At 70.5% G+C, this 14,824-nt stretch carries 13 protein-coding genes; 5 read left to right on the plus strand and 8 right to left on the minus strand.

The genetic code is table 11. The features are described from left to right. The first annotated feature begins 22 nt into the window (after window positions 1–22). Together ABTX24_RS23455 and ABTX24_RS23460 are read left to right on the plus strand one after the other, a co-directional pair. Window positions 23–730 (plus strand): dienelactone hydrolase family protein, encoded by a 708-nt coding sequence (locus ABTX24_RS23455; RefSeq protein WP_350843000.1) that lies wholly within the window; start codon window positions 23–25, stop codon window positions 728–730. Between the two features lie 123 nt (window positions 731–853). After that, window positions 854–1,894: an isopenicillin N synthase family dioxygenase gene (locus ABTX24_RS23460; RefSeq protein WP_350843002.1), complete on the plus strand. Its 1,041-nt coding sequence runs from the start codon at window positions 854–856 to the stop codon at window positions 1,892–1,894. On the opposite strand, the gene ABTX24_RS23465 is transcribed toward ABTX24_RS23460, so the two are convergent. The 7 genes from ABTX24_RS23465 to ABTX24_RS23495 are packed head-to-tail and all read right to left on the minus strand — an operon-like array spanning window position 1,878 to window position 10,975. After that, on the minus strand, window positions 1,878–3,950 hold the full coding sequence (locus ABTX24_RS23465) for an MMPL family transporter (RefSeq protein WP_350843004.1): 2,073 nt from the start codon (window positions 3,948–3,950) through the stop codon (window positions 1,878–1,880). The genes ABTX24_RS23460 and ABTX24_RS23465 overlap by 17 nt on opposite strands. Window positions 3,951–3,999: 49 nt before the next feature. After that, window positions 4,000–5,001 carry an SDR family NAD(P)-dependent oxidoreductase gene (locus ABTX24_RS23470; RefSeq protein ID WP_350843006.1) on the minus strand — a complete coding sequence of 334 codons (1,002 nt, stop codon included), beginning with the start codon at window positions 4,999–5,001 and terminating at the stop codon, window positions 4,000–4,002. Further along, the gene (locus ABTX24_RS23475; protein ID WP_350843008.1) at window positions 4,998–6,344 is read right to left on the minus strand and encodes a TIGR01777 family oxidoreductase; all 1,347 of its coding nucleotides are present in this window, start codon (window positions 6,342–6,344) and stop codon (window positions 4,998–5,000) included. Before ABTX24_RS23475 ends, ABTX24_RS23470 begins: the two co-directional genes overlap by 4 nt. Beyond that, window positions 6,341–7,690, minus strand: a complete 1,350-nt coding sequence (locus ABTX24_RS23480) for a cryptochrome/photolyase family protein (RefSeq protein ID WP_350843010.1) — start codon at window positions 7,688–7,690, stop codon at window positions 6,341–6,343. Before ABTX24_RS23480 ends, ABTX24_RS23475 begins: the two co-directional genes overlap by 4 nt. Next, window positions 7,687–8,955, minus strand: a complete 1,269-nt coding sequence (locus ABTX24_RS23485) for a class I SAM-dependent methyltransferase (protein ID WP_350843012.1) — start codon at window positions 8,953–8,955, stop codon at window positions 7,687–7,689. The genes ABTX24_RS23480 and ABTX24_RS23485 overlap by 4 nt, the downstream gene beginning before the upstream one ends. Continuing rightward, entirely contained in the window at window positions 8,952–9,707 is a 756-nt protein-coding gene (locus tag ABTX24_RS23490) for a DUF1365 domain-containing protein (RefSeq protein WP_350843014.1), read from the minus strand. The genes ABTX24_RS23485 and ABTX24_RS23490 overlap by 4 nt, the downstream gene beginning before the upstream one ends. After that, window positions 9,704–10,975, minus strand: a complete 1,272-nt coding sequence (locus ABTX24_RS23495) for an NAD(P)/FAD-dependent oxidoreductase (protein WP_350843016.1) — start codon at window positions 10,973–10,975, stop codon at window positions 9,704–9,706. The genes ABTX24_RS23490 and ABTX24_RS23495 overlap by 4 nt, the downstream gene beginning before the upstream one ends. Window positions 10,976–11,077: 102 nt before the next feature. Here ABTX24_RS23495 and ABTX24_RS23500 point away from each other — a divergent pair, with 102 nt between their 5' ends. Both ABTX24_RS23500 and ABTX24_RS23505 read left to right on the plus strand, forming a co-directional pair. After that, complete coding sequence (locus ABTX24_RS23500) at window positions 11,078–11,515, plus strand: SRPBCC family protein (protein WP_350843018.1); 438 nt, start codon at window positions 11,078–11,080, stop codon at window positions 11,513–11,515. Between the two features lie 8 nt (window positions 11,516–11,523). Beyond that, complete coding sequence (locus tag ABTX24_RS23505; RefSeq protein ID WP_350843020.1) at window positions 11,524–12,417, plus strand: MerR family transcriptional regulator; 894 nt, start codon at window positions 11,524–11,526, stop codon at window positions 12,415–12,417. A 7-nt stretch (window positions 12,418–12,424) separates the two neighbouring features. On the opposite strand, the gene ABTX24_RS23510 is transcribed toward ABTX24_RS23505, so the two are convergent. Then, entirely contained in the window at window positions 12,425–13,609 is a 1,185-nt protein-coding gene (locus ABTX24_RS23510) for a dipeptidase (protein ID WP_350843022.1), read from the minus strand. Between the two features lie 134 nt (window positions 13,610–13,743). Between ABTX24_RS23510 and ABTX24_RS23515 the strand changes: the two genes are divergently transcribed. Next, the gene (locus ABTX24_RS23515) at window positions 13,744–14,811 is read left to right on the plus strand and encodes an Lrp/AsnC family transcriptional regulator (protein WP_350843024.1); all 1,068 of its coding nucleotides are present in this window, start codon (window positions 13,744–13,746) and stop codon (window positions 14,809–14,811) included. The last annotated feature ends 13 nt before the right edge of the window (window positions 14,812–14,824 follow it).

The raw sequence follows: 14,824 nt of genomic DNA on the forward strand, positions 1-14,824 counted from the left end.
AGGATCGCGGCGAGGTGATGAGATGTCGATGATCGACTATGCCGCTCCCGCGGGTCCGACGCGTGGCTATCTTTCGGTTCCCGAGGGTGTTGGGCCCTGGCCCGGCGTCGTCGTCGTGCAGGACCTCTTCGGCGTGGCCTCTGACGTCAGGCGGATCAGTGACCGGTTCGCCGCCAACGGCTACCTGGCGCTGACGCCGTCGCTCTACGAGCGAGGCCCGAAGGTCGGGTGCGTCGTCAGCACGATGAAGTCGCTGGTGACAGGCAAGGGCACCGCGGTCGACGACCTGATCGCCGCTCGCGACCACATCGCCGACGACCCACGCTGCACCGGCAAGGTCGGCGTCGTCGGCTTCTGCATGGGCGGCGGCTTCACCCTGCTGCTGGCCCCGCGCGGCATCTTCGACGCGGCCGCACCCAACTACGGAGTGCTGCCGAGGAGCCTGTCCACGCTGAGCTCCTCGTGCCCGATGGTGGCGAGCTACGGCGCCAAGGACCGCATGCTGCCCGGCGCGGCGGACAAGGTCGAGGCGGCGCTCGCCGCGGGCGACGTGCCGCGCGATGTCAAGGAGTATCCCGGCGTCGGACACAGCTTCATGAACGACTGGGGCTTTCCCCGCCCCGTTCCCGTCCTGGAACGGGTGGTCGGCTACAACTACTCCGAGCCCGAGGCGGAGGACGCCTGGCGGCGCATCCTCGCCTTCTTCGGCGAGCATCTCGACCCGAAATAGCGCGGAAACCTCGGCGTTCTACTGTGGTGGCGCCCGAGTTCAACGGACAGCAAGGCCTCCTGGCCGGGAAAGCGGACACCTCCGGGCACGACCATCCGTCTGCTCCGAGCAAGGAGAACATCCGTGAGCAACTTCCACGTTCCCGTCGTCGACATCGCTGCGTACGTCCAGGGCGGAACGCCCCAGGAGAAGGCGGCCGTCGCGGCCGCCATCGACACCGCCTGCCGTGAGGTCGGCTTCATCCAGATCCTCGGCCACGGCGTCGCTCCGTCCACGGCCGCCGGCCTCGCCGCGGCCATGGACGACTTCTTCGCCCTGCCGCCGGAGGAGAAGATCCGGTGGCGCCGGCCGGCCGCCGAGAACCGTGGCTACACCCCGCCCAAGTCGGAGACGCTCGCGCTCAGCGCCGGCGTCCAGTCCGAGACGCGGATGAAGGACTTCTTCGAGGCCTTCAACGTCGGCTCGTCGGTCTCCGACCACCCCGACGCCGAGCTCGTCGCGGCGCACTACGCGGAGAACACCTGGCCGTCGGTGCCGGACTTCCGGGCGCGCATCGACGCCTGGCGCACCGAGGCCGGCCGGGTCGCGCGCACCATGGTCACCATCTTCGAGGACGCGCTCGACTTGGAGCGCGGTGCCATCGCGAGCCTCGCGGCCCACCCGATCGAGGTCCTGCGGATGAACAACTACGCCCTCCCGGAAGGCACCCGGGTCGAGGTCGACGAGGACATGATCGGGATGGGCGAGCACACCGACTACGGCATCGTCACGATCCTGTGGGCCGACCGGGTCAAGGGTCTCCAGGTCCTGCACGGCGGCGAGTGGCACGACGTCAGCCCGGCCGAGGGAGCGCTGCTGATCAACCTCGGCGACCTCACGACCCGGCTGACCAACGAGCAGTGGCTCTCGACCCTGCACCGGGTCAAGCCGCCGATCGTCGAGGGCGCCATCCAGCGACGCCGGTCGGCTGCGTACTTCTTCGACGGCGACGCCGAGGCGGTCATCGGCCCGCTGGCGGGCTTCGTCGACGACGAGCACCCCCGCCTCTACCGTGACGTCACCGTCGACGAGCACATCGCCGCCAAGCTCGCGGGCTCCCGTGCCGGCGTCCTCAACGCCGCCGCCGGCCGGGAGGCAGCCCGCGTGCTCACCGCGGGTCGCTGACCAGCGGCTCCTCGGAGTGCCGGCGGGCGATCGAAGCAGGCCACCAGATCTTGTCGCCGACCAGGGCGAAGACCGCCGGCACCACCACGGTGCGGACGAGGAAGGTGTCCAGCAGGATGCCCAGGCCCACGATCAGGCCCACCTGGGTCAGCGTGATCAGGGGTAGTACCCCCAGGACCGCGAACACCGAGGCGAGCACGATGCCGGCGCTGGTGATGACGCCACCGGTCAGTCCGACCGCCATGACCATCGCATCGACGGTGTCGTGCTCGGCGGTCTCCTCCCTCGCCCGCAGGACGAGGAACACCGTGTAGTCGACGCCGAGCGCCACCAGGAACAGGAAGGCGTAGATCGGTGTGCTGACGTCGAGCGCAGGGAACCCGAAGACATGCGTGCTCATCCAGGCGCCCAGGCCGAGGGCGGCGAAGGTGGCGATCACGCTGATGGTGACGAGCACCAGGGGCGTCACGATCGACCGCAGCACCGCGAAGAGCACCAGCAGCACCACCAGCAGGATCAACGGCACGACGACCTTGAGATCACGCTCGGCGCCGTTGCGGCTGTCCAGGTCCTTGGCCACGCTGCCACCGACCAGGGCGCCGGTCCCGGCCAGCTCGCTGCGCATCGTCTCGATCGTCTCGATGCTCTCCGGGGTGGCTGGTGCGTCCTCCAGCGTCGCGGTGATCTTCACCAGGTCGCCGCTCTCGCCCGACGGGCGAGCGCTGTCGACCCCGTCCATCTGGTTGACCTGCGCGAGAACCGCGTCGGCCTGATCGGCACCGACCACGATCGTCACCGGATCGGAGGCACCGGGCGGGAAGTGCTTCGAGAGAGTGTCCAGACCGTCGACCGACTCGGCGTCCACACGGAACTGGTCGGTCTGCGAGAGCCCGACCTTGACGCCCAAGAGCCCGGAGGCGAGTACGCCGAGGATCACCGCGGCCACGGCCAGCACCGCTGCCGGGCGGCTCACCACGGTGCGGGCAATCCGGAACCAGACCCCGTCGCGAGACTTCTCGTCCTCGCCGTTGCGCGGCACGAACGGCCAGAACAGGCCACGACCGAACAGCGACAGCGCTGCGGGAAGGGCGAAGAGCGCGAAGAGCAGGGCCACCAGCAGGCCGATCGCAGCCGAGACCCCCAGGGCCCGGGTGTTGGGAGCGACGCTGAACACCAGGGCCAACAGCGCGAGCACGACGGTGAGGTTGCTGGCCACGATCGCCTCGGCGGAACCGCGTACGGCGGCGGCGAGGGCATCGCGGTGGTGTGCGTGCCGCCGGAGCTCCTCGCGGTAGCGCGAGACCAGCAGGAGCGCGTAGTTCGTGCCGGCACCGAAGACCAGCACGCTGGTGATCCCCGAGGTGGAGCCGTCGAGCCCGTTGCCGGTCCAGTCCGCGACGATCTGGGTCACCACCGACGCGGTGCGATCGGCGACCGCGATCACGCTCAGCGGCACGAGCCACAGCACCGGCGAGCGGTACGTGAGGATCAGCAGGATGGCGACGACCGCGGCGGTGACGAGGAGCAGCCGCACGTCGGCGCCTTCGAACGCCGAGGAGATGTCGGCGGCGAAGGCGGCACCGCCGGTGAGCTCGACCGTGAGGCCGTCGGGCCGGTCCTCGTCGACCGTCTCCCGCAGCTCGTCGACGAGCTCGGTGAGGTCGAGTCCGGTCACGTCGGCATCGACGTCGATGGCGACGATCAGGGCATCGCCGTCGGTCGCCGGGATCGGCGGCGAGACCTCGTTCCCGGTGATCTCGGCCCAACGCTGCGACACCTCGGCGACCCACGCCCGGTCCTCCGCGGTCAGCCCACCCGCACGCTCGACCACCGCAACCGCGGGCAGCACGTCACCGCCCGGAAAACTCTGCTGGAGCTCAGCGACCCGGGCCGACTCGGCGTCGGCCGGCAGCGGGTCAGGCGCCGAGCTGGCGGACTCCAGGGAAGATCCGACGACCATCACCGCACCGGCCAGGAGGACCGTGATCACCAGGACCAGCCATGCTGTGGCCTTTCTCGTGGTGAGTCGTGCGAGAGCTGCTAGCGCGGAGCGCATGGTCGGGCCTTTCCAGTAGGGGTGGTGAACGCGTCGGATGACATCGGGGCTAAGGCCTCTCCAGGCCGGCGGCAGCCGCCGCCCAGCTCCACAGCGCCTCGGTCTCTCCGCGACCCGGGCGGGTCGCCGACCGATAGCTCGTGGGCCGCTGGCGACGGTCGTGCCAGAAGGTGCCGGACGGCGGGGCGGGCTCGGTGGCTGCGAGCCACACCGCCGTGTCCGCGCCCTCCTCAGCCGGACGCAGCAGCGGGCGGGTCAACGTACGGAAACTGGGGAGGGATCGGGCGAGGCCCGGGGTGTCCGCCCAGCCGGGGTGCATGACGTAGGTGGAGATCCGGTCCGGTGACCACCGCCGGTCGAGGATCGGTGCCAGCTCCACCTGCATGCGCTTGGACCTCGCGTAGGCCACGGCGCCCTGGTAGGTGCCCTGCTCGAACTCCGGGTCGTCCACGGGAAGAGGCTGGGTGTACATCCCGCCCGAGGCGACGAAGACCTGCCTGGCGCCGCGCGCCGAGCGGCGCAGGGCCGGCAGCAGCTGCTCGGTCAGCCGGATCGGCCCGAGCACATGGGTGGCGACGGACAGCTCGTGCCCCTCGACCGACTCGGTCCGCTCGGGCGGCATGACCCCCGCGTTGTGCACGAGTACGTCGAGCGTGGTGCGGCCGTCGTCGCGCGCGCAGAAGTCTGCGGCGAACGCGTCGATCATCGCCGGATCGGAGACGTCGCAGCGCTCCGTGCGAAGGTCGGCGGCCCGCCCCTCGTCGCGGAGGATCCGCTCGATCCGCTCGACCGCGGGCGCGGCGCGTTCGGGCGAACGTACGAGGAGGTGGACGCGGGCACCGAGCCGGGCCAGGCCCAGCACCGTGGCCTCGCCGAGACCGCTGCCGCCGCCGGTGACCACCGCGGTACGCCCGGCCAGCACGGCCGGACGCGGGTCGCCCTCGGCCCAGCGACGACGACGGATCGCGTAGCCGAGGCGGGAGTAGCCGAGCACGACCGTACGGTCGAGCAGACGGTCGAGACCCTGGTCAGATGCTGCGGCGTGCTTCATGTGCGTACGCTCCCGAGGACATGTCGCAGCGCCTGCTCGGCCTCGTCGAACCGGAAGCGGTGGTCGAGCGCGAGGAGTCGTTGCGGGACCACCCGCTGGTTGGCGAAGGCCACCTCCTGCGCTCCTTCTCCGCCCAGGAGCAGACGGGGACCGAACGACGGTGTCGGCAGGATCGCCGGGCGGTGCAGGGCTCGGCCCAGGGCGGCGGCGTAGGCACGCTGCCGCAGCGGCGCGGGCGCGACGGCGTTCACCGGTCCGGCGAGGCCGGGGTCCACCAGAGCCCGGTGGTAGATGTCGACGAGATCGTCGATCGCGATCCACGACTGCCACTGCTCCCCCGACCCCATCGGGCCGCCGAGACCGGTGGCGAACAGAGGCCGCTGCAGGCGCAGGGCTCCCCCGCGCGGGCTCTGCACGATCCCGGTGCGCACCAGGACGACCCGCATCCCCTCGTCGACCGAGGCCACCGCCGCCTCCTCCCAGTCGCGGACGACGTGAGCGAGGAAGTCGTCCCCGGTCGTGGAGTCCTCGGTGAGGACCTCCTCGCCGCGGTCGGCTCCGTAGATCCCGATCGCGGACGCACAGACGAAGACCCCCACTCCTGCCGTCGCACTGGCCCGGGCGAGCAGGCGGGTGGGCCCGATACGCGAGCCGCGGATCTTCTCCTTGTGCCTGTCCGTGAAGCGGCCGGCGATGCTGTGCCCGGCCAGATGGACGACGGCGTCCACTCCGGCCAGCGAGGCCGGGTCGGGGTCGTCGGGGTCCCAGGCACGCTCGTCCGGAGCCGTCGGCCGGTGGCGCACCAGGCGGACCACGGTGTGTCCGCCGGTCGTCAGGAACGCCGAGACCGCGCTCCCCACCAGACCGGATGCGCCGGTGACCGCCACGGTGAGCCGAGGGGTGCCGACCGCTGAGCGGTGAGCCGCCAGGTCGTCGGCGAGCTGACGCCGCCGGTAGGCGAACATCGGCTCGAGCAGCCGCTTCGGCAGTGTCGTCGTGATCCTGTCGATCACGGAGGTGCCCTCGCCGACGCTCTCGAAGTCGTGGCGATGGTGCCACGACACCGGGAGCACGAACGGACGCGAGACCAGGCGGTCGGCGAAGCGGTGGCCGGCCACGTACTCCTCGGGCAGGTGCTGGGCCACCCATCGCCGGCCGGCCGGGAAGTCGAGCACCGCCGTGCCTCCGGCGAGGTCCTGGGCCTCCTCGCCGATCCGGACGGGCTGCCACGGCGGCACCAGCCGCTCGAACGCGCCGGGTCGACCGTGCCAGTCGAATACGACGTCGGTCGCGTCCGGCACCGTGTGCCGGAACTCGTGGGTCGTCGTACGCAACAAAGTCATAAGGTGGAGTCCTTCAGCTCTGTCAGCCGGGCCAGCGCCTCGCGACGCTCCTCGGCATGGTCGACGACGCGTTCAGGGTAGCCGTTGGTAAAGCCCTCCGGGTGGCGCCACGGCTCGTGGGCGGCTGCCCCAGGAAGATGGCGAAGCTCAGGTACCCAGCGCCGGACGTAGTCACCCTGCGGATCGAACCGGAGCCCCTGGGTGATCGGGTTGAAGACTCGGAAGTACGGCGCGGCGTCGGTTCCGGTCCCGGCCACCCACTGCCAGCCGTGGCTGTTGGAGGCCAGGTCGCCGTCGAGGAGATGGTCGAGGAAGTGCCGGGCACCGGCCGGCCACCAGATGTGCAGATCCTTGATCAGGAAGCTCGCGACGACCATCCGTACCCGGTTGTGCATCCAGCCCTCGGCAAGGAGCTGACGCATGCCGGCATCGACGAACGGGAAGCCGGTCCTGCCCGACTTCCAGGCCTCCAGCAGCTCGGGGTCGTCGTCGTACTGCATGCCTCGCAGCCCGTCCCGCAGGTCACGCCAGGCCGACCCGGGGTCGTGCCAGAGCACGTCGGCGTAGAACTCACGCCAGGCCAGCTCCGCGACGAACCGCTCGACGTCCTCTCCGGAGGCACCGCTGCCGTGCTGATCCAGATCGGCGAGGAGCGTACGCGGATGGATCTCGCCGAACTTCAGGGCCGTCGAGATGCGGCTGGTCCGGTCGAGGTCGGGCCGGTCCCGGGCCGAGGCGTAGCCGGCCAGGTCCTCGGCGCAGAAGTCCTCCCAGCGGTGCAGCGCCACACGCTCGCCGGCCTCCTGGTCCAGATGCTCGGGGTGGTCCGGCAGCGGGTCCGACTCGAGCTTCGTCATCCACTCGACCTGAGCGTCACCGGCGGGCGCCCTCCACCCGTGCTCGCGCCAGGCACGCAGGAAGGGCGTGAAGACGCGGTAGGGAGCACCGCTGGCGTTTCGGATCCTGCCCGGGGTCACGGCGTAGGGGCTGCCGGTGCCGACCAGCCCGATGCCGGCATCCGCCAGCCGCTGCTCCGCGGCCTCGTCGCGTCGCCGGCCGTACGGGGTCGTCTCGGTCGAGATGTGCACCTGGCTCGCTCCGGCCTCGGCGGCGACCTGGGCCACCACCTCGGCCGGGTCGCCCTGACGGATCACCAGTGCCCCGTCCGTCTCCTCGCGCAGCGCGGTGAGCGAGGCCAGCAGCCGCTCCCACCTCCGCCCGGAGCCGGCCAGGCGCGGGTCGAGCACGAACAGCGGCACCACGGGCCCGTCGGCGGCCGCGGCCTGCAGAGCGGGATGGTCTCCCAGCCGCAGGTCCCGCCGGAACCACATCACGGATGTGGTCATGAGTGGTCCCGTTCCCCGGCCTCCAGCCGGATCTGGGCGACGTCGATGACTCCGGCCCGGAAACCCGCCTCGCAGTAGGCCAGGTAGAACTCCCAGGTGCGACGGAACTCCTCGTCGAACTCCTCGGACCGGATCGTGGGCCACGAGGCCAGGAAGGCGGAGCGCCAGCGGCGGAGCGTCTCGGCATAGTCGGCGCCGAACCTGTCGGCGCGGGTCACGCTCAGGCCGACCCGGTCGGCCTGAGCGGAGATCGCCGTGGCGGACGGGATCAGGCCTCCCGGGAAGATGTGCTTCTGGATCCATCCGTAGGAGTTCCGGGTCGCCAGATAGCGCTGGTGCGGCATCAGGATCGCCTGCAGGGCGACGGCACCGCCAGGACGGACCAGACGGGACAGGGCGGCGAAGTAGTCGGGCCAGTAGCGCTCGCCGACCGCCTCGATCATCTCGATGCTGACCACGGCGTCGAAGGTGCCGGTGACGTGTCGGTAGTCCTGCACCACCACCTCGACCCGGTCGGTGTATCCCGCCGCCTCGATCCGCTCCCGGGCCAGGTCCGCCTGCTCGACGGAGAGCGTGATGGTGGTGACCCGGGCGCCGCGACGTGCCGCCTCGATCGCGAGGGTCCCCCACCCCGTACCGATCTCCAGCACGTCGTCACCGGCGCCGACGCCGGCCAGGTCGAGGGCCGCGTCGACCTTGCGCAGCTGTGCCTCTTCCAGATCCTGATCGGCGACCGGACGGCTGCGGTCGAACAGCGCCGAGCTGTAGCTGAGGCTGGGGTCGAGGAACGCGGCGAACATGTCGTTCCCCAGGTCGTAGTGGGCCGAGATGTTCTCCCGGGTGTGCTCCACGGCCCCGCGCTGGTCGGCAGGGATCGGCAGGTCGACGAGGCGGCGCAGCCGCAGCATCCAGCCCGGGAGAAGCCCGGAGAGGCGTTCGGCGTACGGTGTCAGCGCGTCCGCGAGGTCGGTGCCCTCGGCCGCATGCCAGTCCCCGGCCGTGTAGGCCTCACCGAGGCCGATCTTCGGGTTCTCCGCGAGTCGTCGGTAGAACGACTCCGGGCGCTGCAGGACGATGCCCGGCCGCCCGGCCGTACGCGACCCGCCTCGCTGGTTGAGCAGGCTGCCGTCCGGGAGCACGACGTCGACCGGAATCTGCCGGGTCACCAGACGCAGAATCTGCTTGGCGACACGGCCTCGTAGGCTCGCGGCGGCCGCGGGCTCCCTCCGCACCGGCAGCTCGAGCGAGACCGGCTCTGCACTCATGATGTGACCTCCTTGGGAGTGGCTGGACGAGGGATGATGGGCAACCTGCGCAGCCACAGCCGGATCCCGTGGAACCGGATGAGCGCGCTGACCCGGTGAGGCATCAGCAGGTGGGTGAGGCTGACTCGCAGCAGCGCCCGACGTGTCGCGGGCTCCACGGTCCCGCGGGTGGTCGCGGTCAGCACGCGGGCGCTGTCGCGGTCTAGGGCGACGGTCACGGAGACGTGTCGCGGGTCGACCTGGAGCCGGATGTCATAGGTCCCGTTCATGTCGTTGAACGGAGAGACGTAGAAGGCCTTGTCGGTGCGGGCGTGCCCGTTTCGATCGACGTCGAGCAGGTAGGCGTGGCGGCCGCCGTAGGTGTTGTGCACCTCGAAGACGACCGCGCGCAGGACACCGTCGTCCGACTGCACCCAGAAGACGGTGAGGGGGTCGAAGACATGGCCCAGGACCCGGGCGTTCGCCAGCATCAGCACCCGGTCGGTCGGCGCGAGGTCGACGCCGTGGCCGGCGAGGAACACGCCGAGGTCGCCACGGACACCGCCTCCCGACGAGCCCCCGTCGAGATGGTCCTCGGCTCGGAACCCAGCCAGGGGACGCAGCCAGAGCGGCAGTCGAGGCAGGTCGTCGATGTCGATGAGCCACTGGTAGCTGCGGTGACGGAACGCGTGCCGCAACGGCACCGCTCGGGTGTGGCTGACATGACCGACGACCAGCGCGGGAACCTCGGGAAAGGCCGGCGACGGGATCACCACGTCACCCCGAACGACTCTGCCGCCTCCACGCCCGAACGACAGCCGTCCTCGTGGAAGCCCCAGCCGAGGTGGGCGCCGGCGAAGGCCAGGCGAGGCCCTCCGGACGTACGCAGCCGGGCCGCTGCCGCGACCGCCTCGGTGGTGAAGACCGGGTGCTCGTAGCTCATCCGTGCGGTGACCTTGGCCGGGTCGACGTGCTCGGTGGCGTTGAGCGTCACCACATGCTCGTCGTGGTCCTCGAGACCTTGGAGGCGGTTCATCCAGTAGCTGACGACCACCTTGTCGGCGCCACCGCCGCACGATGCGAGGCGATAGTTCCAGGACGCTCGGGCGCGGGGCGAGGCCGGCAGCAGGGTGGCGTCGCGGTGCAGCCAGGTCTCGTTCCGCGAGTATCCGATCGCGGCCAGATCCGCCTTCTCCTCCGGGGTCGCATCGGCCAGGAGCTGCAGGGCCTGGTCGGCGTGGGTCGCCAGGACCACGCGATCGAAGTGCCGGGACCCGGCCTCGGTGCGTACCTCGACCCCGTCGGCGTGCCGCTCCACGGCGGTCACCGCTTCGCCGACACGGATCTCGCCCACCCGCTCGGCGATCTTGTCCACATAGGCACGGGAGCCGCCCACGACCGTGCGCCATGTGGGCGACCCGGTGACCTGGAGCATCCCGTGGTGGTCGAGGAAGGCGAACAGGTGCCGTGCCGGGTAGGCGGCGGCGTCCTCGTCACCGCACGACCAGACGCACGAGACCAGTGGCACGGCGAAGTGCTGGACGAAGTAGTCGCTGAAACCGCCCTCGGCGAGGAACTCTCCCCATGTCAGGTCGCTGTCGGTCTGGAGCAGACGGCGGGCGCGACGGTGGAACCGCGGCACCTGCGCGAGCATGCGGAGGAAACGCGGATCACCGAGGCGACGCGGGTCGGCGAGGATGCCGCCCAGCCCCTTGCCGCCGGCGTACGACAGCCCGCAGTCGTCGCAGTCGATGCTCATGCTCATCTCGGTCGGCCGGGTCTCGACACCGAGCTCTCCGAAGAGCCGGAGCAGGTTCGGATAGGTGCGCTCGTTCATCACGATGAAGCCACTGTCGACCCGGAGGACGGCTCCCGACGCGGTCGCGACGTCGTGGGTGTGCGCATGGCCACCGAGCCTCTGCTCGGCCTCGAAGAGCGTGACGTCATGGCTGCGGCCGAGGAGGTACGCCGCGGTCAGCCCGGAGACTCCGCCACCGATCACGGCAACCGTTGGCCGCGGTGTGTGGGCCGCTCGGCTCATGAGAACTCCCTCGTCCGGCAACGGCATGGCCGCTGGCTAGTTTCGAAGATCGAACGTACAATGTTTGTACAAGGTATGTCAAAGGTTTGAAAGGGGCACGACATGAGGATCGATCGCACCGTGGAGACCTCCGCACCGACCGCCCAGGTGTTCGACTTCCTGGCCGACTTCACCAACACCGAGGAGTGGGATCCGGGCACCGTGCGCACCGACCGGATCTCCGGCGACGGCGGGGTCGGAACGGCGTACGCGAACACCTCTCGGTTCCTCGGGCGCAACACCGATCTCACCTACGTGGTCGAGATCTACGAGCCCGGCAAGCGTGTCAGGCTGCGAGGCGAGAACAAGACGGTCGTGGCCCATGACACGATGACCTTCCTACCGACAGCCACGGGCGGAACCTCTGTGCGTTACGTGGCCGAGTTCGAGCTGAAAGGCATGGCCAGGATGGTGGCCCCACTGCTGACCCCCGCGTTCACCCGCCTGGGTGACTCCGCCTCCGAGCAGATGCGCGCGACCCTGGACCGACTGGGCCGGTAGCCGCGCAGATGTACACCATCAAGCACGCGGCACAGCGGGTCGGCATCACCACCGCGACGCTTCGTGCCTGGGAACGCCGGTACGGCGTGATCGCTCCCCACCGGTCCGAGAGCGGCTACCGCCTCTACGGCGACCACGACGTCGCCGTGCTGCGCTCGATGAAGCAGCTCGTGGACCAGGGATGGTCGGCCGCCCTGGCTGCGGCCGAGGCGATCCGGCTCGATCGCGCGCAGCCCGCTCACGAGATCGCGGCGTCGCCGCGCGACGGAGCCAGCTCCTCCTCCGACCTCGCGGAGCGACTCACGACCGCCGCGTCGGCACTCGACACCACCGACCTGGCAGCGACCCTGGACCAGGTCTTCGCCCTCGGCGGCTTCGAGACGGTGATGACCGACCACGTCTTCCCTGCGCTGGAGGAGCTCGGGGACGCCTGGGCCGACGGCCGGGTCAGCGTCGCCGGCGAGCATCTGGCCTCGAACGCGGTGATGCGCCGCCTCGCCCTCGCGTACGAGGCGGCGGCCGCCCACGGCCACGGGCCCCGCATCGCCCTCGGGACGGCACCCAACACCCGCCACGAGATCGGTCTCTTCGCCTTCGCCGTCGCCGCCCGACGGCACGGCATGGACACCGACTACCTGGGTGCCGACCTGCCGATCGACGACTGGCTCGGCGTGGTCAACGACCCCGCCCTCGCCGCCGCGGTGCTGGTGATCCCCACCACCGCCGACATCATCGCCACCGCCGCGGTGATCACCGCTCTGCACGACCACCGCCCCGATCTCCTCGTGGCCGTCGGCGGAGCCCAGCAGAGCCACGCTCCCGAACCCGCCGTACGCCTGGGTCACGACATCGTCGCCGGCGCGAAGACCCTTGCGGCCCTGATCTCGCAGACGCGACACTGACTGGTCATCACACCTGGTCGGGCAGGGTGGCGCGGAGCACGCGCAGCGTGTTGCCGCCCATGATCGCCGCCACCTCGGTCTCGTCATAGCCCCGGTCGACGAGCTCCTGGGTGATGGCGGCGAGGTCACCGGCGTCCCAGCCGACGGTGGTGGAGCCGTCGTAGTCACTGCCGAGGGCTGCCGTCTCGACGCCCCCTACCTCGACGACATGGTCGATGGCGTCGACGACCGCCTCGACGGTCAGGTCGCACACTGCGGCGTCCCAGTAGCCGACGCCCACGACGCCGCCGGTCGCAGCTACCCCGCGTACCTCCTCGTCGGTCAGGTTGCGGTTGACGTCGCAGGTCGCCTGTACGCCGCCGTGGCTGAGCACCACCGGCTTGGTCGCCATCGCGAGCATCTCGGCGACCGCTGCGTGGCTGGCGTGTGCGATGTCGACGACGATGCCGCGGCGCTCCATCTCGGCGAACACGCGGCGCCCGAGGTCGGTGAGACCGCCCTTCTCTACCCCGTGCATGGAGCCCGCGACCTCGTTGTCGAAGAAGTGCGTGAACCCCGCCATCCGCATGCCGGCGTCGTAGAGCGTGTCCAGGTTGTCGAAGTCTCCCTCGAGGTTCTGCAGGCCCTCGACCGAGAAGAGCGCGCCGGTGACCTGCTTCCCGGCCTCACGGTCGGCGATCAGGGCGTCGAGGTCCGCACGGGAGCGGATGAGTCGCAGCTTGCCGTCGGAGTCCGCGGCCGCATTGTCGAGCTTCTGGGCGTGGTAGAGCGAGCGGTCGAGCAGCGATGTCCAGGTTCGGGGCGGCTGGAGCTGGGCGAAGGTCAGCAGCGTGATGTTGTCGCTGTCCCCGGTGTTGCTGTCGTAGTTCTGCCCCTTCGGCGACTTCGAGACCGACGAGAACACCTGCAGCGCGACGTTGCCGTCCTCCATCCGACGCAGGTCCAGGTGGCCCCGGTCCGAGTGCTCCAGGACGTCGCGGTCCCACATCAGGGTGTCGCTGTGCATGTCGATGACCTGCAGGGAGTCGTGCAGCTGTCGTGTCTCGGGCGTCACCTCCGGCAGGCTGGCCGGGCGGATCTTGTTCTGGGAGTTCTCCACGATCCCGGGGGCCAGCGCGAAGAAGCCGCCACCTCCGACGACAAGAAGGGTGAGTACGGCCAGCAGCACGCGCTTCGTCCAGCGTCGGATCATTTTTCTCGGGGTCCTCTCGAGCAGGCTCGGAACGGCCGAGCTCACGGCGGGACGAGTATCGCGGCGCGTACGCCGGCGACGGGTGAATTGGACCGAATCGCTCGCCTGCCGGGGCGATCGGACAGGATGTGACCATGGCGACACTGGATGAGGACGACATTTCGCTCATCCACGCACTCCAGATCAGGCCGCGCGCGTCCTGGGCCGACCTCGCCGCCGCGCTCGGCACCTCACCGACGACCCTGAGTCGCCGCTGGGAGAGGCTGCGCGCCGACGGCAGCGCCTGGGTCATGGGCCATCCGCGGCCCCGGGGAGCCGACGGGACCAACCTCGCCATCGCCGAGATCTCCTGTGTCGGCGGGCGGTCCGGCGCCATCGCCCAGGAGCTGGCCGCGTGGCCGATGATCATCACCATCGAGGAGGCGGCCCGCGACTACGGGCTGATCGTGACGGCCGTCGGCCTCGACTCCGGCGACATGCCCAAGCTGCTGCTCGACGACCTGTCCGCCCTGCCGGGGGTCCTGGGCGTACGCGCCCACCATGTCGCCCGGCTGCATGTCGACGCGAGCAGCTGGCGCATCGGCGGGCTCGATCACGACCGCGCCCGGGCGGTGGCCCGGATCCCGGACCAGCGCGACACCGGTGGCGCCGCGTCTGCTCCGATCAACCCCTGGACCGAGCCGTACGCCGCCCTCACCCAGGCGCTGATCCGGAACGGTCGCAGCAGCGCGGCCGACATCGCCCGCCAGACCGGCCGACCGCTGTCGACGACCCGTCGCCAGCTCGGCCAGCTGCTCGCCTCCGACGCGCTCACCTTCCGCTGCGAGGTCGCCCAGGGCCTGACCCCTCTGCCCATCGTCGTCCAGACCTGGTGCCGGGTGCCGGTCGGCGACGTCGCCGAGTGCGTCACACGCCTACGGGCCACGCCCGGCGTACGCCAGGTCGTCGGTCTGCCCGGGCCGACGAACCTGCTGATCAGCACCTGGACGCGCTCCGTCGAGAGCGCGATGCTTCTCCACGAGCATCTCCAGCGCGACCTCGCACCGCTCGAGGTGGTCGAGTCCGCGATCGTCCTGCGCCAGATCAAGCGCCTCGGCTGGAGGCTCGACGATGTCGGCCGCTCCACCGGCACGCTGGTGCCCTACCCGGCGAGCACCGACCGCATGTCACACGGCGAGGAGCCGTCTCGTCTCCAGGGGTGAACCCACAGATCAG

The organism is Nocardioides sp. NPDC127514, from assembly GCF_040302125.1.
Classification (GTDB): Bacteria; Actinomycetota; Actinomycetes; order Propionibacteriales; family Nocardioidaceae; genus Nocardioides.